The organism is Streptomyces sp. NBC_00376 (genome assembly GCF_036077095.1).
GTDB lineage: Bacteria > Actinomycetota > Actinomycetes > Streptomycetales > Streptomycetaceae > Streptomyces.
Map to the genome: position 1 here is coordinate 2984079 of NZ_CP107960.1, position 20084 is coordinate 3004162.

The window sequence follows — 20084 nt, forward strand, 5'->3', positions numbered from 1 at the left end:
ACACCGAGGAATCAAAAAAAAGTTTCCAGAAGGGGTTGTATCCGCCGCCGAGGTTTGCGAATCTCTACATGGCGATCGGGACGGCCCGCAACACCGGCCTCCACTGAGAGCCAGAACCCCTCCTCACTTCACAGGACCACAACCAGTTCATCTGGGCGTCGGCCCGTCATCTGCGGGGGGATTCGTGAAAGCGTTCACATTCACAAGCAACAGTATGTAATACCAAGGAGAGGTAGCAGCCATGGACTGGCGTCACAACGCCGTTTGTCGTGAGGAAGACCCCGAGCTGTTCTTCCCCATCGGCAACACCGGTCCTGCGCTGCTGCAGATCGAGGAAGCCAAGGCCGTCTGCCGTCGCTGCCCCGTCATGGAGCAGTGCCTGCAGTGGGCGCTCGAGTCCGGCCAGGACTCCGGCGTCTGGGGTGGCCTCAGCGAGGACGAGCGCCGCGCGATGAAGCGCCGCGCCGCTCGCAACCGGGCGCGTAACGCCAGCGCCTGACCGACGCCACCGCTACGAGCCTCAGCCAGGCGGCGCGTACAGAGCGTACGCACAACCCCGCCCCCCGAGTCGCAGCGCGCAGTACCCCCGAAGCGCATGCATGACCAGTGAGCCCGGACCGTGAACAACGGTCCGGGCTCACTGCTGCGTTCAGGCCGCCACCGCCCGCCCCGAAGGGCGGGCCGGGTCGCTTCCCGGCCGGGTCACTTCTCGGAACGGACCGGTATGTCGAGCACGACCTGGGTGCCGCGCTCGGGGGCCGGGACCATGCCGAAGGTTCCGCCCAACTCGCCCTCCACCAGCGTCCTGACGATCTGGAGCCCCAGATTGCCGGCGCGCTGCGGGTCGAACCCCTCCGGCAGACCGCACCCGTCGTCCTGGACCGTGATCAGCAGCCGCTTCTCGACGGAGGAACCGCCGCGCACCGCGGACACCTCCACCGTGCCGGACTCGGCGAGCGTGAAGGCGTGCTCCAGGGCGTTCTGCAGGACTTCCGTGAGCACCATCGCCAGCGGGGTGGCCACTTCGGCATCCAGGATGCCGAAGCGACCCGTCCGGCGGCAGGTGACCTTGCCGGGCGAGATCTCGGCGACCATCGCGATGACGCGGTCGGCGATCTCGTCGAACTCCACCCGCTCGTCCAGATTCTGGGACAGCGTCTCATGGACGATGGCGATCGAACCGACGCGCCGTACCGCCTCGTTGAGCGCCTCGCGGCCCCGTACCGAGTCCATCCGCCGGGCCTGGAGCCGCAACAGGGCGGCGACGGTCTGGAGGTTGTTCTTCACCCGGTGGTGGATCTCCCGGATGGTGGCGTCCTTGGTGATCAACTCGCGTTCGCGGCGACGGAGTTCGGTGACGTCCCGGAGCAGGACCAGGGAGCCGATGCGGACGCCCTTGGGCTTGAGCGGGATCGCCCGGAGCTGGATCACGCCGCCCGCGCACTCGACCTCGAACTCGCGGGGCGCGTAGCCGCTGGCCAGTTTGACCAGGGCCTCGTCCACCGGGCCCCGGGAGGGGGCGAGTTCGGCGGTGATGCCGCCCAGGTGCTGGCCGACCAGATCGGAGGCGAGGCCGAGGCGGTGGTACGCGGAGAGGCCGTTGGGGCTGGCGTACTGGACGACCCCGTCGGCGTCGAGCCTGATCAGGCCGTCGCCCACGCGCGGCGACGCGTCCATGTCGACCTGCTGGCCCGGGAAGGGGAAGGACCCCGCGGCGATCATCTGGGCCAGGTCGGAGGCCGACTGGAGGTAGGTGAGCTCCAGCCTGGACGGGGTGCGGACGGTGAGCAGGTTGGTGTTGCGGGCGATCACGCCGAGGACCCGCTGCTCCCTGCGTACGGGGATCGACTCGACCCGTACCGGCACCTCCTCGCGCCACTCCGGGTCGCCCTCGCGCACGATCCGGCCCTCGTCCAGCGCCGCGTCCAGCAGCGGGCGGCGGCCACGCGGAACCAGGTGTCCGACCATGTCGTCCTGGTAGGAGGTGGGGCCGGTGTTGGGGCGCATCTGCGCCACCGACACATAGCGGGTGCCGTCGCGGGTGGGAACCCAGAGCACCAGGTCGGCGAAGGACAGGTCGGAGAGCAGCTGCCACTCCGAGACCAGCAGGTGCAGCCACTCCAGGTCGGTGTCACTGAGTGCTGTGTGCTGGCGGACGAGGTCGTTCATGGAGGGCACGTGTGCGAGCGTACCCGCGGACGGGCATTGGTTCCGAACCGGACGTCCGGACGGTACGTGCAAGGAAGAAGGTAAAAAGAAGAAGGTAAGGAGTGCGGAAAATTTCGGCACTCCGATGGATGGACACGGGCGAATGGTCTAGTCCACAATGCTGAAGACAGAGCTTCCGCTCTCCCCGCACAGGAGGGCGGATCGAGGTACCGCGCTCTCTGCCCTGACCGCGCCGGTACCTCTCCCCGGCCGGGGGCACCGCACACCGCCGGCCGACCGGTCCGGCCATGACGGCCGGCCTTGCTCCGGGCTGCGGTGCCGGACGGGCTGAGGGTCCCGTCCCGGCGCCGTGGCCCGCGGGTGTTTCCGGGGCCATTTTCTGTGTTCGGCCGGCATTTTCGGCCGCTCCCCGCGTTCAGCTGATCTCGGCGAACCGGTAGCGCGACACCAGGGCCCCGACCTCGTCCCTGCGGGCCAGGATCTTCTCGGCCCGCGCCGGCCGCCGACGGCCCCGGACGGCCGTCGGCGGGCCGCGGCCGGGACGGTACGTCCGCCGCGCTCGGGTCGACCGGGTCTGCTAGATTGGAACACGATTGGTCTATACCACCTGACTTCACCCTTCAGATAGGCAGGCCCCGCGTGGAAGTTGTCATCGTCCCGAACGCCAAGGCAGGCGGCGAACTCATCGCGGAGGCCATCGGCGCCCTGCTGAGCCGCAAGCCCGACGCACTTCTCGGCGTTGCCACCGGCTCGACCCCGCTGCCCGTCTACCAGGCGCTGGCGGCCAAGGTCCGCTCCGGTGCCGTCGACGCCTCGCGCGCCCGCATCTGCCAGCTCGACGAGTACGTCGGGCTGCCCGCGGGCCACCCCGAGTCCTACCGCTCGGTGGTGCTGCGCGAGGTCGTCGAACCGCTCGGCCTGTCCGAGGCGTCCTTCATGGGCCCCGACGGCAGTGCCGAGGACGTCCAGGCGGCCTGCCTGGCGTACGACAAGGCGCTCGCCGAGGCCGGCGGCGTGGACCTCCAGCTCCTCGGCATCGGCACCGACGGGCACATCGGCTTCAACGAGCCGTGCTCCTCGCTCGCCTCCCGCACCCGGATCAAGACGCTCACCGAGCAGACCCGGGTCGACAACGCGCGCTTCTTCGACAACGACATCTCGCAGGTGCCGCACCACGTGATCACCCAGGGCATCGGCACCATCCTGGAGTCCCGTCACCCGATCCTGCTCGCCACCGGCGAGGGCAAGGCGGACGCCGTGGCGCAGACGGTGGAGGGGCCGGTCGCCGCGGTCGTGCCCGCCTCGGCGCTCCAGCTGCACCCGCACGCGACGGTGGTGGTCGACGAGGCCGCCGCGTCGAAGCTGAAGCTGGCGGACTACTTCCGCGCCACTTACGCGGCCAAGCCGCCGTGGCAGGGGCTGTAAGGCTCCCGGACGCTCAGGAGAGGGCCGGGGCACCCACGCTGGGTGCCCCGGCCCTCTCGTATGCCGCTAGGGCCTGTCCGGCCGGGCGTGATGCGGCCCCCGGCCCCGCATCACGCCCCGCGCTCAGGCCGTCCGGCCGTCCGCGCCCCTGACGACGATCTCCGCCGCCGCGAGGCCGCAGACCCGGGCCGCGCCATGGGTTGCGATGTGCAGGGCGCCCCTGGGAGCCGCCTGCGGTACGCCCATCTCGACGACGACCGTGTCGGGGCGCTCGGCCACCAGGGCGTCGAGCGCCTCGCCCATCCAGGCGTGGCGGTGGACGTCGCGGACCACCACGACGATGCGCCGCTCCCCCGCCGCCCGCAGCACCGCGGCGGCCGGCGCCTCGGTCTCGCTGCTGTACGTGTCGGTCTCCGTGCCCGGCAGCAGCCGGCCCAGCTCCGCGGCGACGCCCCACGGGGTCTCGTCGCCGACGGCGATGTTCGAGGCGGAGGTGAAGGCGGCGACGTACGCGGGCTCGGTGAGCGGGGCGGCGGATCCGGTCACCAGCACCGCCCGGCGGGCGGCGACCAGGCCGATGTCGGAGCCGATTCCGGTGCCGGGCGTGGTCCCCTCCTGCGTTGCCGTGCCCGGCCCCGAACCGGTCCCCTTGGCCCCCTGCGTCCAGGACGCGAGGGCGCGTACCCGTGCGGCCGCGTCCGCGAGCCGCCCCTCGGGGAGTTCGCCGCTGCGCACCGCCCGGACCAGCGCGTCGCGCAGTCTCAGCACCGTGCCGTCGTCCTCCAGGCCGCCGCCGACGCACAGCGCGTCGGCCCCGGCGGCGATCGCCAGGACGGAGCCCCGCTCGATGCCGTAGGTCGCGGCGATGGCCTGCATCTCCACGGCGTCGGTGACGATCAGGCCGTCGTAGCCCAGCTCCTGGCGCAGCAGGCCGGTGAGGATCTGCGGGCTCACCGTGGCGGGGCGGTCCGGGTCGAGCGCCGGCAGCAGGATGTGCGCGCTCATCACGCACTTGGTGCCCGCCGCGATGGCGGCCCGGAAGGGCACCAGCTCACGGGCGTGCAGGGTCTCCAGGTCCACGTCGATGCGCGGCATCGCGTGGTGCGAGTCGATCGCGGTGTCGCCGTGCCCCGGGAAGTGCTTGGTGCAGGCGGCGACCCCGGCGGCCTGGAGGCCCTCGATGTACGCGGCGGTGTGCCGGGCCACGAGTCCGGTGTCGGCGCCGAAGGAACGTACGCCGATGATCGGGTTGCCCGGGTTGGAGTTGACGTCCGCGGAGGGCGCCCAGTTGAGGTTGACGCCGCATTCGGCGAGCCGGCGGCCGAGCTCCTGGGCGACCGCGCGGGTCAGGGCGAGGTCGTCGACGTGGCCGAGGGCGAGGTTGCCGGGGAACGAGGAGCCGGTGCGCACTTCGAGGCGGGTGACGTCACCGCCCTCCTCGTCGATGGCGACGAGCAGGTCGTCGCGGACGGCCCTGAGCTGGGCGGTGAGCGCGGTCACCTGCTCGGGCGTCCGGATGTTGCGGCCGAACAGGGCGACGGAGGCGAGCCCTTCGTCGACCCTGCGCAGCACCCAGTCCGGGGCGGTGGTGCCGGTGAAGCCGGGCTGCAGGACGGCTAGCGCGTCGCGGGTGACGGTGTCCGTGGTGGATATCAGGGTGGTCATGGCGGCGTTATCCCTTCACGGCACCGTCGGTGAGGCCGCTGACGGCCTTGCGCTGCAGGAAGACGAACAGGATGAGGATCGGGATGGCGAAGATCGAGGCCGCCGCCATGGTGGCACCCCAGTCGTCGCCGAACTGGCTCTGGAACTGGGAGAGCCAGAGCGGCAGCGTCTTGGCCTCGGGGTCCTTGTTGAGGATGAGGACCAGCGGGAATTCGTTCCACGCGGTGATGAAGCCGAAGAGCGAGGTGGCCATCAGGCCGGGGGCGAGCAGCGGCAGGATCACCTTGACGAACGCCTGCGGGCGGGTGCAGCCGTCGACCATGGCGGACTCCTCCAGCTCCTTGGGCACGGCGGCAACGTAACCGCGCAGCGTCAGGATCGTGAAGGGGAGGACCATCACCATGTAGAAGAGGGTCAGCGGGACCAGGCTGTTGAGCATGTCCGCGTCGCGGACCAGCATGTAGATCGCGATGACCATGACTTCCCACGGCGCCATCTGCGCGATCATGAAGACCAGGATCATGCCCTTGCGGCCCTTGAACCGCATCCGGGCCAGCGCGAACGACGCGAAGAGCGCGATGATCAGCGAGAAGACCACGGCGAGCAGGGTGACGGTGAGCGAGTTCCCGACCAGGGTCAGGAAGTTCGGCGCGTGGTACGCCGTCTTGAAGTGCTCGAACGTGACGTCGGTCGGGAACCAGACGGGCGTCTCGGTGATGATGTCGCCGGTCGGCTTGAACGCCGTGCTGAACATCCAGTAGACGGGGAAGACCAGACCGGCGAAGAGGATGATCGCCGTCGCGTTGGGCCAGATGCGGCCGAACAGTGAGCGCTTCACAGCTCGTCCTCCTCTTGCTTGAGAACGATGCGGAGGTAGTAGGAGGTCAGCCCCAGCATGATCAGGATGGTCAGCAGCGAGATCGCCGCGCCCATGCCGTAGTGCTGGTTGCCGACGCCCTCGACGAAGGCGTAGATCGGCAGGGTCTCGGTGAGGCGGTTGGGGCCGCCCTCGCTGATGGTGAAGATCTGCGGGAACGCCTTGAAGACCCAGATGACTTCGAGGAAGGTCGTGGCGTAGAGGAACGGCCGCAGGAACGGGAACGTCACCGAGGTGAAGCTCTTCCAGACGCCGGCGCCGTCGAGCGAGGCGGCCTCGTAGAGCTCCTTGGCGATGGTCGTGGTCGCCGCGTACAGGTTGATCGCCACGAACGGGATGGACTGCCAGACGATCATCAGGGTGACCACGAAGAAGGTGGAAAACTGCGATCCGGTCCAGTTGTAGTCGGCCATCGAGTGCCAGCCGAGCTGGTCCAGCACGTAGTTGACCACGCCGAAGCGTGAGGCGAACAGCCACTGGAACACGGTGGACGCGGCCACGATCGGCATCGCCCAGGCGAGCACCAGGCCGACCATCAGGGTGAGCCGCATCTTCTTGCCGAGCCGGGCGAGCAGCAGTCCGACCAGGGTGCCGAGGACCATGATCAGGACGACGTTGACGCCGGTGAAGACGATCGTGCGGAGCGTGACTTTCCAGAAGTCCTCTCCGGTGAGGATCTCCTGGTAGTTCTTGAAGCCGTTCCACTCGGTGACATGCTGGATCAGCTGTCCCATATTGAGGTTCTGGAACGACAGCATGGCGTTCTTCACCAGGGGGTACCCGAGGAAGACCGCCGTCACCGCGAGTGCGGGAATCATCAGCAGGTACGGCGCCGCGCCGATGCCCAGCTTCCGCTTGCTGCCCCCGTGCTGCCCGACGGGTGGTTCCCCGTCCTGCCCGCGGACTGCGGCCGTCCTGGCCACATCCGAGGGTTCGGTCTGCACTGCCATGCTCGCCATCTCTTCCAACAAAGCCCTACACGGAACGGTGCGTACAGCCGGGGCGGCGGGTCGGGACCCGCCGCCCCGGCGCGGGACGCGCTACTGCGACTACTGCTGCTGGCTGAGGCGCTTGTTGAGCTCGCCCTCGACCTGCTTGGCGGCCTCGGCGGGCGACTTGCCCTGCAGGACCAGCGTCATGTAGGTCTTGATCGGGTTCGGCGGGTTCTCGACCGGCGCCCACTCCGGGATCAGCGGCGTGGTGCCACCGGACTTGGCGGCGGCCGGACCGGCGGCCTCGGCGGCGGGCTGGCCGACGGTGTACTTCTGCATGGCGTCGTTCTTCGGGGACCAGCCGGCCTCCTTGATCAGCTCACCGTCGTTCTGCTCGGAGAGCGCGATCTTCAGGAACTCCTTGGCCAGGTCCTGGTTCTTGCTGCCCGCGGCCACGGCAAGGTTCGAGCCGCCGAGGAAGACGCCCTCGGGCTTGTCGGCCGTCTCACCGGGGATGGTGAAGAAGCCGATGTCGTCCTTGATCTTCGGGTTGGCCTTGATGGCGGTGCCGGCCTCGTAGCCCATCGCGATGATGGCGCCGGTCTTGCCCTTGGCGAAGACCTCGGCCTGCTGCGGGGTGGCCTCGTCCTTGTCCTTGGGGGCCTTGGAGAAGGCCTGGTACTGCTTGTAGACGTCCATGGCCTCGGCGACCTTCGGGTCGGCCAGGTTGGAGACGTACTTGTCGCCTTCCTTCTTGACCGGCGAGACGTCCTTGCCGACGAGCAGGCCGTCGAAGAAGTACCAGTTCTGGCCGGGCAGGTAGATCGGCTCGGCGTCGCCCTTCTTCTCGATGGCCTCGAAGGCCTTGAAGAGGTCGGCGCGGGTCTTCGGCGTCTCGGCGATGCCGGCGTCCTTGAAGACCTTCTTGTTGTACATGACGACGCGGTTGCCCACGTACCACGGCAGGGCGTACTGCTTGCCGTCGAAGACGGAGGGCTGGTTGACGCCGTCGGCCCAGGCGGAGCCGATCTCCTTCTTCAGGTCACCGAGCTCGGCGAGGCCGCCGGTCTTGGCGTACGCCGGGGTCTGGGTGTTGCCGATCTCCAGGACGTCCGGCGGGTTGGACTCGGAGAGGGCGGTGGTGACCTTCTGCTGGATTCCGTTCCAGTCCTGGACCTCGATCTTCAGTTTGGCCTTGGTCTTCTTCTCGAACTCCTCGGTGACCTTCTTGGTCCACCCGTCCGGGTTCGAGCCGGACATCGTCCACACCGTCAGGGTCTGGCCCTTGTACGCGTCCGGACCGGCCTTCTTGCCGCTGTCGCCGCCGTCGTCGGACCCGCACGCCGCGAGGCCGATCATCATGCCCGCGACGCCGATCGCCGCGATGAGCTTGCGCTTCACGCCAAACCCTCCTCAGGGATACTGCAACCCCGCCCACCGCGAAGACATTCGACGAGTACTGCTGGGGCTGGACCTGGTCTTTAATGGTTTAGACCAGTACGGGGAGCTTGGCCTAGACCTTTAGGGGTGTCAAGGGTGTATAAGAAGTGCACTCGCGTCCGTTATAGGACCGACACCTAAGGGAGGGCGACCAGCCGTGACCGGACCGTGCCACCATGTGAGCCGCGACAGACGGAGGAGCCGGTGACGGCAGCAACGCAAGCGCCGGGAGGGCGGACCATGGGTGCCGACGGGGGCAGTACGGAGAACGAGACGGGCGCGGCCACACGGACGGCACGCGTCCCGAAGTACTACCGGCTGAAGCGACATCTGCTCGACATGACGGACACCATGCCGCCGGGCACCCCCGTGCCGCCGGAGCGGACCCTGGCCGCCGAGTTCGACACCTCGCGCACCACGGTGCGCCAGGCGCTCCAGGAACTGGTCGTCGAGGGCCGGCTGGAGCGCATCCAGGGCAAGGGCACCTTCGTGGCCAAGCCGAAGGTCTCGCAGGCCCTGCAACTCACCTCGTACACCGAGGACATGCGCGCCCAGGGCCTGGAGCCGACCTCCCAGCTGCTGGACATCGGCTACGTGACGGCCGACGACACCCTGGCGGGGCTGCTCGACATCAGCGCGGGCGGCCGGGTGCTGCGGATCGAGCGGCTGCGGCTCGCCAGCGGTGAGCCGATGGCGATCGAGACCACCCACCTTTCGGCCAAACGCTTCCCGGCGCTGCGCCGTTCGCTGGTGAAGTACACCTCCCTCTACACCGCGCTGGCAGAGGTGTACGACGTACGGCTGGCCGAGGCCGAGGAGACCATCGAGACCTCGCTGGCCACCCCGCGCGAGGCCGGGCTGCTCGGTACGGACGTGGGCCTGCCGATGCTGATGCTCTCCCGGCACTCGCTCGACGGACAGGGCGAACCGGTGGAGTGGGTGCGTTCGGTCTACCGCGGCGACCGGTACAAGTTCGTGGCGCGCCTGAAGCGGCCCACGGACTGAGTCCGCGCCATCGTTCGGCCCCCGTGGAACGCATCACTCCGCGGGGGCCTTTCGCGCACCCCGGTCCGGACCAAACGTCGTACATTTGGCCGTATTTCGAGCATGAACACCCACTCGGCCGACCGTTGCCGGACCGCAATGCGGACGGGGGGTGACGGTGACCGGAAGCCTCCCCTAGATTTCCTGCGCATTACAAGGTGCTCAGCGAGGGGACGGAGTCGCCACATGCCAGCAGAACCAGAAGGAAAACCACCCACCGTCACACCGGTACGGGTGGTCATCGCCCTCTGTCTCGTCGCGCCGTTCGTGGCGATGCTCTGGGTGAGTTCGTACGCGAAGGTGGACCCCACCTTCATCGGTATTCCGTTCTTCTACTGGTACCAGATGCTCTGGGTGCTGATCTCCACCGCGCTCACGATGATCGCGTACAAGCTGTGGCAGCGTGACCAGCGCGCCCGCAAGGGGGGTGCGTCGGCATGAAGGACGGCGTGAACGGCGTCGCGCTCGGCGTCTTCATCTTCTTCTTCGTGGCCGTCACGGTCATGGGCTTCCTGGCGGCACGGTGGCGCAAGGCCGAGAACGAGGCCAGCCTCGACGAATGGGGCCTGGGCGGGCGTTCCTTCGGCACCTGGGTCACCTGGTTCCTGCTCGGCGGCGACCTGTACACCGCGTACACCTTCGTCGCCGTACCCGCGGCGATCTACGCGGCGGGCGCGGCGGGCTTCTTCGCCGTGCCGTACACGATCCTCGTGTACCCGCTGATCTTCACCTTCCTGCCGCGGCTGTGGTCGGTATCGCACAAGCACGGGTACGTCACCACCTCGGACTTCGTCCGCGGGCGGTTCGGCTCGAAGGGCCTCTCGCTGGCGGTCGCCGTCACCGGCATCCTCGCCACGATGCCGTACATCGCGCTCCAACTGGTCGGCATCCAGGCGGTGCTGGACGTGATGGGCGTCGGCGGCGGCGAGAACACCCACTGGTTCATCAAGGACCTGCCGCTGCTGATCGCGTTCGCGGTGCTCGCCGCGTACACCTACTCGTCCGGGCTGCGGGCACCCGCGCTGATCGCCTTCGTCAAGGACGGGCTGATCTACCTGGTCATCGCGGTGGCGATCATCTACATCCCGATCAAGCTCGGCGGCTTCGACGACATCTTCGCCAAGGCGGGCGAGGCGTTCTCGCAGACCAACCCGGCCACCGGCAAACCGCGCGGCGCGCTCGCGCCGGGCGAGGCGGGCCAATGGGGTTACGCCACCCTGGCGCTGGGCTCGGCGCTGGCGCTGTTCATGTATCCGCACTCGATCACGGCGACGCTCTCCAGCCGCAGCCGCAACGTGATCCGGCGCAACACCACGATCCTGCCGCTGTACTCGCTGATGCTGGGCCTGCTGGCGCTGCTCGGCTTCATGGCCATCGCCGCCGGGATCAAGGTGGACAACGGGCAGTTGGCCATCCCGCAGCTGTTCGAGAACATGTTCCCGGACTGGTTCGCGGGCGTCGCGTTCGCCGCCATCGGCATCGGCGCGCTGGTGCCCGCCGCGATCATGTCGATCGCCGCGGCCAACCTGTTCACCCGCAACATCTACAAGGACTTCCTGAAGCCGGACGCGACCCCGGAGCAGGAGACCAAGGTCTCCAAGCTGGTGTCGCTGCTGGTCAAGGTCGGCGCACTCGCCTTCGTCCTCACCATGGACAAGACGGTCGCGATCAACTTCCAGCTGCTCGGCGGCATCTGGATCCTCCAGACGATGCCCGCCCTGGTCGGCGGCCTGTTCACCCGCTGGTTCCACCGCTGGGCGCTGCTCGCCGGCTGGGCGGTCGGCATGGTGTACGGGACGGTGGCCGCGTACGGGGTCGCCTCGCCGACGCAGAAGCACTTCGGCGGCTCGTCCAAGGAGATCCCCGGAATCGGCGAGATCGGCTACATCGGCCTCACCGCGTTCGTGCTGAACGTGGTGGTGACGGTGGTGCTCACCTTCGTCCTGAACGCCGTGAAGGCACCTGCCGGGATCGACGAGACCTCCCCGGCCGACTACACCGCCGACGCGGGCGACCCGGGCGTCGAGGCGGAACTCCCGCCAGCCACGGCGGGCGCTCCGGGCGGCCACTGACGACCGCGCCCCACGGCCTGCGGACGGCCCGTCGAGCCCCTTTCCCGAAGGGGTGCGACGGGCCGTCCGCCGTCTGCCCGAAAGGGCCGCAGAACGCGTCCTGTGGTCCCGGCATTTGCCGACCGACACAACATGTGGGGGCTGCCTCTTCGGGCAGCCCCCACATGTATGCTCGTCCTCGCTGTCGCCGCAGGGGAATCCGGTGCGAATCCGGAACTGTCCCGCAACGGTGTATTCAGTGCGCTTTTGTGCACCCCCGAGTCAGTCCGATGACCTGCCGGCAGCGCATCCGGCTCGACCGAACCGGATGCCCAGACGTCCGGGCCTCGCGGTTGGGCCGGTGGACGCCGTGCGAAGTGCTGCCCTGTTCCGGGTCTGCGCGCCCGCAGGGCTGCCCCGATCCCCGCCGGCCCCGAGCCGAGCGAGGGAGAGCACCACGTGACCATCGCGCCAGCCGATCCGGCAGTCGCCGCGTCCGCAGCAGCCGAGTCCGAGGCCGCCGCACAGGACGGACCGGGAACCGCACTGCTGCGGACCCTGACCGAACTGACCGCCGATCTGCCCGACACCGACCCCGGCCGGGTCGCCGCCGCCGCGCTGCGCGGCCGCAGCGCCCGCGCCGACGAGGCCGAGCTGCGGTCGCTGGCCACCGAGGCCGCCGCGGGGCTGATCTCCGAGGACCCCTCCTACTCCCGGCTCGCCGCCCGGCTGCTGACCCTCGCCATCGCGGACGAGGCGGCCGGCCAGGGCGCGGTCTCCTTCTCCGCCTCGGTCGCCGTCGGCCACCGCGAGGGCCTGATCGCGGACCGGACCGCCGAGTTCGTCGCCCGTCACGCGGCCGCCCTCGACGCGCTGGTGGAGCGTTCGCTGGCCGACGGAGCGGACGACCGCTTCGGCTACTTCGGGCTGCGGACCCTGCACAGCCGCTATCTGCTGCGCCACCCGCACACCCGCCAGGTCGTCGAGACGCCCCAGCACTTCATGCTGCGGGTCGCGGCCGGGCTGGCCGAGGACGATTCGCAGCGCGCCGTGGACGAAGTGGCGGCGCTGTACGGGCTGATGAGCCGGCTCGACTACCTGCCCTCCTCCCCCACGCTCTTCAACTCCGGCACCCGGCACCCGCAGATGTCCTCCTGCTATCTGCTGGACTCCCCGCTGGACGAGCTCGACTCGATCTACGACCGCTACCACCAGGTGGCCCGGCTCTCGAAGCACGCGGGCGGCATCGGTCTGTCGTACTCCCGCATCCGCTCCCGCGGTTCGCTGATCCGGGGCACCAACGGGCACTCCAACGGCATCGTGCCGTTCCTGAAGACGCTCGACGCCTCCGTCGCCGCGGTCAACCAGGGGGGCCGCCGCAAGGGCGCCGCCGCCGTCTACCTGGAGACCTGGCACGCGGACATCGAGGAGTTCCTGGAGCTGCGCGACAACACCGGTGAGGACCAGCGGCGTACGCACAACCTCAACCTGGCGCACTGGATCCCGGACGAGTTCATGCGCCGGGTCGACGCGGACGGCGACTGGTCGCTGTTCTCGCCCGCCGACGTGCCCGGCCTGGTCGACCTGTGGGGCGACGAGTTCGACGCCGCGTACCGGGCCGCCGAGGCCCAGGGCCTGGCCCGCAGGACGATCCCGGCCCGTGAGCTGTACGGCCGGATGATGCGCACCCTCGCCCAGACCGGCCAGGGCTGGATGACGTTCAAGGACGCCTCCAACCGGACCGCGAACCAGACCGCCGAGCCGGGCACCGTCGTCCACTCGTCGAACCTGTGCACCGAGATCCTCGAAGTCACCGACGACGGCGAGACGGCGGTCTGCAACCTGGGCTCGGTCAACCTCGGCGCGTTCGTCGCCGACGGTGGCATCGACTGGGAGCGGCTGGACGCCACCGTCCGCACCGCCGTGACCTTCCTGGACCGGGTCGTCGACATCAACTTCTACCCGACCGAGCAGGCCGGCCGCTCCAACGCCAGGTGGCGCCCGGTGGGCCTGGGCGCCATGGGTCTCCAGGACGTCTTCTTCAAGCTGCGGCTGCCCTTCGACTCCCCCGAGGCCCGCGCGCTCTCCACGAAGATCTCCGAGCGGATCATGCTCGCCGCGTACGAGTCGTCCTGCGAGCTCGCCGAGCGCTCGGGCCCGCTTCCGGCCTGGTCGCAGACGCGTGCGGCGCGCGGTGTGCTGCACCCCGACCACTACGACACCGAGCTGAACTGGCCCGAGCGGTGGGAGGCGCTGCGCGCCCGGGTCGCGAAGAGCGGGATGCGCAACTCGCTGCTGCTCGCCATCGCGCCGACGGCGACGATCGCCTCGATCGCGGGCGTCTACGAGTGCATCGAGCCGCAGGTCTCCAACCTCTTCAAGCGCGAGACGCTCAGCGGTGAGTTCCTTCAGGTCAACGCGTACCTGGTGGACGAGCTGAAGAAGCTCGGGGTGTGGGACGCGCGCACCCGTGAGGCGCTGCGCGAGGCCAGTGGCTCGGTGCAGGGCTTCGCCTGGATCCCCGAGGAGGTGCGGGCGCTGTACCGCACCGCATGGGAGATCCCGCAGCGCGGCCTGATCGACATGGCGGCGGCCCGTACGCCGTTCCTGGACCAGAGCCAGTCGCTGAACCTGTTCCTGGAGACGCCGACGATCGGCAAGCTCTCCTCGATGTACGCGTACGCCTGGAAGCAGGGGCTGAAGACGACGTACTACCTGCGTTCGCGCCCGGCGACCCGGATCGCCCGTGCCGCCTCCGGCCAGGCGGCGGCCGCCGCCCCCATTCCCGTACAGCAGGCCTCGGCGCCCGACGCGGACGCGATCGCCTGCTCCCTCGAAAACCCCGAGTCCTGCGAGGCCTGCCAGTAATGAGCTCCACCAACTCCGAGAAGAACCTGCTGGACCCGGGCTTCGAGCTGACCCTGCGGCCGATGCGCTACCCGGACTTCTACGAGCGCTACCGGGACGCGATCAAGAACACCTGGACGGTGGAGGAGGTCGACCTGCACTCCGACGTCGCCGACCTCGCCAAGCTGTCCCCCGGCGAGCAGCACATGATCGGCCGGCTGGTCGCGTTCTTCGCGACGGGCGACTCGATCGTCTCCAACAACCTCGTGCTGACGCTGTACAAGCACATCAACTCCCCCGAGGCGCGGCTGTATCTGTCGCGGCAGCTCTTCGAGGAGGCCGTGCACGTCCAGTTCTATCTGACGCTGCTGGACACCTACCTGCCCGACCCGGACGACCGCGCGGCGGCGTTCGACGCGGTCGAGGAGATCCCGTCGATCCGCGAGAAGGCGCAGTTCTGCTTCAAGTGGATGGATTCGGTCGAGAAGATCGAGCGCCTGGAGACGAAGGCCGACCGCCGCCGTTTCCTGCTGAACCTGATCTGCTTCGCGGCGTGCATCGAGGGGCTGTTCTTCTACGGCGCGTTCGCGTACGTCTACTGGTTCCGCTCGCGGGGCCTGCTGCACGGTCTCGCCACGGGCACCAACTGGGTGTTCCGTGACGAGACGATGCACATGAACTTCGCGTTCGAGGTCGTGGACACCGTCCGCAAGGAGGAGCCCGACCTCTTCGACGACGAGCTCCAGCAGCAGGTCACCGACATGCTGAAGGAGGCCGTGGCCGCGGAGCTGCAGTTCGGCCGCGATCTGTGCGGTGACGGGCTGCCCGGCATGAACACCGAGTCGATGCGGCAGTACCTGGAGTGCGTCGCCGACCAGCGGCTCACCCGGCTGGGCTTCCCGGCGGTGTACGGCTCCGAGAACCCGTTCTCGTTCATGGAGCTCCAGGGCGTGCAGGAGCTGACGAACTTCTTCGAGCGCCGGCCGTCCGCGTATCAGGTGGCGGTGGAGGGCTCGGTCGCCTTCGACGACGACTTCTAGATCTCTTCAGCTCCGTTTTCGGGGCTAGATCCTGGCCCAGCTTCTGAGGTAGGGGCGCCGCGCAGCCGTGACGGGCCGCGCGGCGCCTGCCGTTTGCGGGGGTCCGTCGCTCCGGGCCCGTTCCGCGGCGCGCAGCTCGCGGTCGATGCGGCGCTCGCGGGCGAGCCCGGCGAGGGCGGGCAGCAGGACGAGAGCGATAAGTGCGGCTATGCCCAGGACGTTCTGGAATGTGTTCATGGCTCTACTCTCGTCCGCGCGGGCACATTGCGGCAGTGGCAGGACTGTCATGGAACCTCGAATTACTGCCACACTGGCGCCATGCTGAAAAATGTCGCCGTTCTGCTGCTCGACGAGGTCCACCCCTTCGAACTGGGTGTGCTGTGCGAGGTCTTCGGACTCGACCGCAGCGATCAGGGCCTGCCGGTCCACGACTTCGCCGTGGTCTCCGCCGAGGGCCCGGTGCTGCGGACCCACGCCGGCTTCACCATCAGTACGCCGCACGGCCTCGACCGCCTGGACGAGGCCGACCTCATCGCCGTGCCGGCCGGCAGCAACTTCCGGGACCGGGAGTACCCCGAGGAGGTCCTCGACGCGCTGCGCCGGGCCGTGGACCGGGGGGCCAGGGTGATGAGCGTCTGCTCCGGCGCGTACGTGCTCGGCGCGGCCGGACTGCTGGACGGGCGCCGCTGCACCACCCACTGGCGCCACGCGGCGGCGCTGGCCCGCCGCTTCCCCCGGGCCGTCGTCCAGCCCGATGTGCTGTACGTGGACGAGGGCCAGGTCATCACCTCGGCGGGCACGGCGGCCGGGATCGACGCCTGTCTGCATCTGGTCCGGCAGGCGTACGGCCCCGACGCCGCCAACGCGCTCGCCCGCCGCATGGTGGTGCCGCCGCACCGGGACGGCGGCCAGGCGCAGTACATCGAGCGGCCGCTGCCCCGCACCTCCTGCGACACCGTCGGCGAGACGCTGGTCTGGATGGAGCGCCACCTCGACCAGGAGATGACCGTCGAGCAGCTCGCCGCCCAGGCCCACATGTCGCCGCGCACCTTCGCCCGGCGCTTCCAGCAGGAGACGGGCACCACTCCGTACCGCTGGCTGCTGCGCCAGCGGGTGCTGTTGGCGCAGCACCTGCTGGAGACATCCGATGAAACGGTGGACACGATCGCCGGGCGCACCGGTTTCGGGACCGCTGCCGCCCTGCGCCACCAGTTCGTACGCTCGTTGGACACCACACCCAATGCGTACCGCCGCACCTTCCGTGGCCCGACCTCGATCGCCGGAGCGGCCTGACCTATACATCACCCGTCACAGGTCTGACGTCGGGTCAATCGTCCAACTCTTCGCCACACCTGCCCATGGACCGCGAACCGGCCGAGCCAAGGCGCTGGCCAGGCGGATCGGCCACGCGCCAGGCTGGTCGAACACCGACCGCACCCCGCTGGCCGACGGCACGTACCGGCTGACCGCCGGGGACGAGGTCCTCGCTCCGGGGGCGGACTCGGGTGTGTCCCTGGTCCGCGGCAGCGTGGCCTCCTAGACGCTGACGGCGACCGCCGACGGCTACTACACGGTGCGCGCGGCCGGGACGGACCAGTGCCTGGACGCGGTGCGCGGCAAGAAGTACCTGGGCGCTCCGCTGGAGGTCGGGGCCGAGCTGTCGCTCGGCGCTTGTTCGGCGGCGGCGCGCACCCAGCGCTGGCAACTGGACCCCGGGGCCGGGGCGCTGACCCTGCGCAACGCCATCTCGCAGCTCTCCCTGACCCGGCGGGCCGCGGACGGCGCCGCGGTCCAGACGACGGGCGGTACGCGGCTGAAGGCCGAGTCCGCCTGACCGTCCCGCGCACAGGTGGGGCCCGCCGGTGCCGGCGGGCCCCACGCGCGTGTCAGATGCCGCAGTTGGGCGCGGACCAGAAGTGGCTGGGGCCCTGGTTCACATGGACGTGGTCGTTGTGGTCCGGGTATCCCGGGCCGAGGATCCCGTTGAACCCGTGGTTGCGGGCCTGCTGGGCCAGGGTGCAGAAGGCGATCCCGCCCAGGTCGGCCGCGTCGCCGTACAGATGACGGCTGTTCGACGCCCCGCCGACCGCGCTGTTGCAGGACGTGGAGCGGAAGCCGCTGTTGACGGTGATGGGGCGGTCACCGAGCGCGTGGCGCAGCGCTTCCAGCTTCCACATGGTGCTCAGCGCGTTGGCCTTGGCGGTTCCCGCAGCGACGGCACCACCGGCCCAGGTGCTGTTGCAGTGGTTGAGCTCGGCGTACGTGAAATGCGCCGGGGTGCAGTCGTTGTCCTGGAGCTCGTAGATCTTGGCCTGGGTGGCCGGGCCCGCGATGCCGTCGGCGGCGAGGCCGTAGGCGGCCTGGAAGCGCTTGACGGCGGCGGTGGTGGCCGGTCCGTAGGAGCCGTCGATGGCGAGTACGGCGTTGTAGCCGGGGTAGCCGGCCACCCGGATCTGGAGCTGGACGACGTCGTTGCCGGTGGCGCCGGGGGACATCGTGCGGGTCCAGGTGTAGCAGCCGTCGGCCTGTGCGGTGCCGGCGGTCACCACGGCACCACCCAGAGCGAAAGCCATGGTCATGACAAGACCGAGCAGGAGTCGTGCGATACGTCTGAGCATGTGGGGCTCCCCGCTGTGACGGAAGTGTGGTCAGAGAGCTTGTCGGACGAGTCGACGCGCGTCAACTGCCAAGGGGTGAATGGCAGTTGACGCGCGCCCGGGTGCGAAAACCGGTGGGCCCGGCATCTCGCGAGACGGCGAGGGGCCGGGCCCACCGGTGGCGGTCGGGTGCTCGCTCAGTCGTTCGGCACGACCTCGTAGCGCGGCGTGTTCTCCGCCATCTGCCGCAGCGCGTCCTTGCGGTCCCGCTTCGAGAGCCGGTCGATGTACAGGTAGCCGTACAGGTGGTCCGTCTCGTGCTGGAGGCAGCGGGCGAAGTAGCCGCTGCCCCGGACCTTGACCGGGTTGCCCTTGGCGTCCTGTCCGCGGACCACCGCGTAGTCCGGGCGGGCGAGCGAGGCGTACGCCGTCGGGACGGAGAGGCAGCCCTCGTTGGAGTCGTCCAGGATCCGGTCCTCGGGCGCCAGCTCTTCGAGCACCGGGTTGCAGACGGCGCCCACGTGCCGCACACCGTCGTCGTCCGGGCAGTCGTAGACGAAGACCTTGAGGTCGACGCCGATCTGGTTGGCGGCCAGGCCGACGCCCTCCGCGGTCCGCTGGCTCGCGAACATGTCGTCGATCAGCCGGCCCAGCTCGTCGTCGAACTCGGTGACGTCCTTGCACTCCTTGTGGAGCACCGGGTTGCCCACGACCGTGATCGGACGAGAGGTGCCGCGCTCGCGATGTGCCGCCTCGCGCGCCTCACAGTCCTCGGTGTCCACGACGAAACCCTCGTCGTCGACGCTGATCTGCTCGTCCGTATCCTGCTGCGCCATGTCCGCCGTACGCCTTCCTCAAAACCTGAAACCCGGCCCTGGGCCCGAAGTCCGGCCCTGCCTGAAACCAGGCCGTCCGACAGTTCCGGGGCTTGGGCACCCGAGCACCGCGACCCGGTGCCCGTACAGCCTACGGGCACCGGTCAGCAGACTTCTTCGAGATCCCGCCACTCGCGGCTGTCCGGGCTGTCCGCCACCCAGCCGTCCAGCAGACCGCGCACCAGCCCGGCCGGTGCCGCTATCCCGCACTCCCGCTCGGGCACCCACAGCTCACCGGCGGTGCGGTGGCCCAGCGGGCCCGGATGGCCCGGCTCGCTGTGGTCGTGCGGGTCGAGGTGCTCACCGTCGCCCTCGTCGCTCTCCATCCGGCTCTCCGAGCAGGCCCGGCAGAGGAGCCGTACGGAGGACGACCAGTCCTCGGCGGCGAACCCGGCGTCGGACGCCAGCTGCTCCAGCGCGTCCCGGTCCTCCTCGGTGGCCGCTTCGAGCAGCACCACCCAGGTCGGTACGGGGGACGGCGCCCACAGCTCGATCTCGTCGAAGACCGGGTAGGAGGGCCCGGCCGCGGTGACCCGCTCGCCGTGCGGCACCCCGTCGTGCAGGACGACCTCGCCCCAGCGGCGGCCGGACGACGGCAGCGGAATGGAGAGCACCTCCATCCGGGCCGGATCGAGCCTGCGGCCCCAGACCACCTCGGCCTCGCCCTCCGGCGACAGCCGTACCGCGGCGCTGCCCAGCTCCATGCCGACCGGCTCGCTGTTGGCCGCCGAGGTGTGCTGGCCGGCGCCCGGCACCTTCAGGCCGTACGCCTGCCAGGCCCGGCGGGCCAGCGGCCAGTCCTGCAGCGCGGTGGCGGCGATCCCGACGTTCCACCAGTCGGGAGCGCCGGATTCCTTGTCGAGCAGCGCGACGGCCCGCAGGCCGGCGGCTCTCGCCTGTTCCCAGTCATGCCGGAACTTGTGCAGCAGCGCCAGGTTGAACCACGACTCCGAGAGCCAGGGTTCCAGGTCCGCCGCACGTGTCAGCAGCGCGCCCGCGTCCTCGTACCGGCCGTCGCCGATCAGCGTGAACGCGCGGTCCGTGGCCTGCCGCCAAGAGGCGGAGGGCCGATGCCGTACCTTCCCGAAGATCCTCACGATTCCCGCCTGTCCCGACTGGACA

At 69.6% G+C, this 20084-nt stretch carries 18 protein-coding genes and 1 riboswitch; of the genes, 9 read left to right on the plus strand and 9 right to left on the minus strand.

What is annotated here, in order from left to right:
- The first annotated feature begins 241 nt into the window (after positions 1-241).
- Complete coding sequence (locus tag OG842_RS13180; RefSeq protein WP_003953983.1) at positions 242-499, plus strand: WhiB family transcriptional regulator; 258 nt, start codon at positions 242-244, stop codon at positions 497-499.
- Between the two features lie 203 nt (positions 500-702).
- Here the strand turns inward: OG842_RS13180 and OG842_RS13185 are convergent, their stop codons facing one another.
- On the minus strand, positions 703-2169 hold the full coding sequence (locus OG842_RS13185) for a PAS domain-containing sensor histidine kinase (protein WP_266733567.1): 1467 nt from the start codon (positions 2167-2169) through the stop codon (positions 703-705).
- A gap of 639 nt (positions 2170-2808) precedes the next feature.
- Here OG842_RS13185 and nagB point away from each other — a divergent pair.
- A complete protein-coding gene (gene nagB / locus OG842_RS13190; protein ID WP_266729790.1) occupies positions 2809-3594 on the plus strand; it encodes a glucosamine-6-phosphate deaminase in 786 nt (261 codons plus the stop codon).
- Positions 3595-3717: 123 nt separating this feature from the next.
- Here the strand turns inward: nagB and OG842_RS13195 are convergent, their stop codons facing one another.
- The 4 genes from OG842_RS13195 to OG842_RS13210 all read right to left on the minus strand — a co-directional run bounded on the left by OG842_RS13195 (position 3718) and on the right by OG842_RS13210 (position 8469).
- A complete protein-coding gene (locus tag OG842_RS13195) occupies positions 3718-5259 on the minus strand; it encodes a glycoside hydrolase family 3 protein (protein WP_266729791.1) in 1542 nt (513 codons plus the stop codon).
- A gap of 7 nt (positions 5260-5266) precedes the next feature.
- Complete coding sequence (locus OG842_RS13200; RefSeq protein WP_266729792.1) at positions 5267-6097, minus strand: carbohydrate ABC transporter permease; 831 nt, start codon at positions 6095-6097, stop codon at positions 5267-5269.
- On the minus strand, positions 6094-7086 hold the full coding sequence (locus OG842_RS13205) for a carbohydrate ABC transporter permease (protein ID WP_376635536.1): 993 nt from the start codon (positions 7084-7086) through the stop codon (positions 6094-6096). The genes OG842_RS13200 and OG842_RS13205 overlap by 4 nt, the downstream gene beginning before the upstream one ends.
- Before the next feature lie 99 nt (positions 7087-7185).
- The gene (locus OG842_RS13210) at positions 7186-8469 is read right to left on the minus strand and encodes an extracellular solute-binding protein (protein WP_266729793.1); all 1284 of its coding nucleotides are present in this window, start codon (positions 8467-8469) and stop codon (positions 7186-7188) included.
- Positions 8470-8748: 279 nt separating this feature from the next.
- Between OG842_RS13210 and OG842_RS13215 the strand changes: the two genes are divergently transcribed.
- From OG842_RS13215 to OG842_RS13235, 5 genes are all read left to right on the plus strand, one after another.
- Entirely contained in the window at positions 8749-9513 is a 765-nt protein-coding gene (locus OG842_RS13215) for a GntR family transcriptional regulator (protein ID WP_266729794.1), read from the plus strand.
- 225 nt (positions 9514-9738) lie between these two features.
- Positions 9739-9993, plus strand: a complete 255-nt coding sequence (locus OG842_RS13220; protein WP_266729795.1) for a DUF3311 domain-containing protein — start codon at positions 9739-9741, stop codon at positions 9991-9993.
- Positions 9990-11624 carry a monocarboxylate uptake permease MctP gene (gene mctP / locus OG842_RS13225; protein WP_266729796.1) on the plus strand — a complete coding sequence of 545 codons (1635 nt, stop codon included), beginning with the start codon at positions 9990-9992 and terminating at the stop codon, positions 11622-11624. Before OG842_RS13220 ends, mctP begins: the two co-directional genes overlap by 4 nt.
- Positions 11625-11792: 168 nt before the next feature.
- A riboswitch (cobalamin riboswitch) is annotated at positions 11793-11920 on the plus strand.
- 142 nt (positions 11921-12062) lie between these two features.
- Positions 12063-14471, plus strand: a complete 2409-nt coding sequence (locus tag OG842_RS13230) for a ribonucleoside-diphosphate reductase subunit alpha (protein ID WP_266729797.1) — start codon at positions 12063-12065, stop codon at positions 14469-14471.
- Complete coding sequence (locus OG842_RS13235) at positions 14471-15490, plus strand: ribonucleotide-diphosphate reductase subunit beta (protein WP_266729798.1); 1020 nt, start codon at positions 14471-14473, stop codon at positions 15488-15490. Before OG842_RS13230 ends, OG842_RS13235 begins: the two co-directional genes overlap by 1 nt.
- A 24-nt stretch (positions 15491-15514) precedes the next feature.
- Here OG842_RS13235 and OG842_RS13240 read toward each other — a convergent pair whose 3' ends face one another.
- Complete coding sequence (locus OG842_RS13240) at positions 15515-15727, minus strand: hypothetical protein (RefSeq protein ID WP_266729799.1); 213 nt, start codon at positions 15725-15727, stop codon at positions 15515-15517.
- 81 nt (positions 15728-15808) lie between these two features.
- Here OG842_RS13240 and OG842_RS13245 point away from each other — a divergent pair, with 81 nt between their 5' ends.
- Both OG842_RS13245 and OG842_RS13250 read left to right on the plus strand, forming a co-directional pair.
- Positions 15809-16783, plus strand: coding sequence for a GlxA family transcriptional regulator (locus tag OG842_RS13245; RefSeq protein WP_266729800.1), 975 nt, complete (start codon positions 15809-15811; stop codon positions 16781-16783).
- A 250-nt stretch (positions 16784-17033) separates the two neighbouring features.
- The gene (locus OG842_RS13250; protein WP_266733571.1) at positions 17034-17324 is read left to right on the plus strand and encodes an RICIN domain-containing protein; all 291 of its coding nucleotides are present in this window, start codon (positions 17034-17036) and stop codon (positions 17322-17324) included.
- Between the two features lie 52 nt (positions 17325-17376).
- Here the strand turns inward: OG842_RS13250 and OG842_RS13255 are convergent, their stop codons facing one another.
- From OG842_RS13255 to OG842_RS13265, 3 genes are all read right to left on the minus strand, one after another.
- The gene (locus tag OG842_RS13255; RefSeq protein WP_266729801.1) at positions 17377-18108 is read right to left on the minus strand and encodes a D-Ala-D-Ala carboxypeptidase family metallohydrolase; all 732 of its coding nucleotides are present in this window, start codon (positions 18106-18108) and stop codon (positions 17377-17379) included.
- A 176-nt stretch (positions 18109-18284) separates the two neighbouring features.
- Positions 18285-18923: a peptide deformylase gene (gene def / locus OG842_RS13260; protein WP_266729802.1), complete on the minus strand. Its 639-nt coding sequence runs from the start codon at positions 18921-18923 to the stop codon at positions 18285-18287.
- A gap of 143 nt (positions 18924-19066) precedes the next feature.
- Positions 19067-20059: a tetratricopeptide repeat protein gene (locus OG842_RS13265; RefSeq protein ID WP_266729803.1), complete on the minus strand. Its 993-nt coding sequence runs from the start codon at positions 20057-20059 to the stop codon at positions 19067-19069.
- Positions 20060-20084 lie beyond the last annotated feature (25 nt).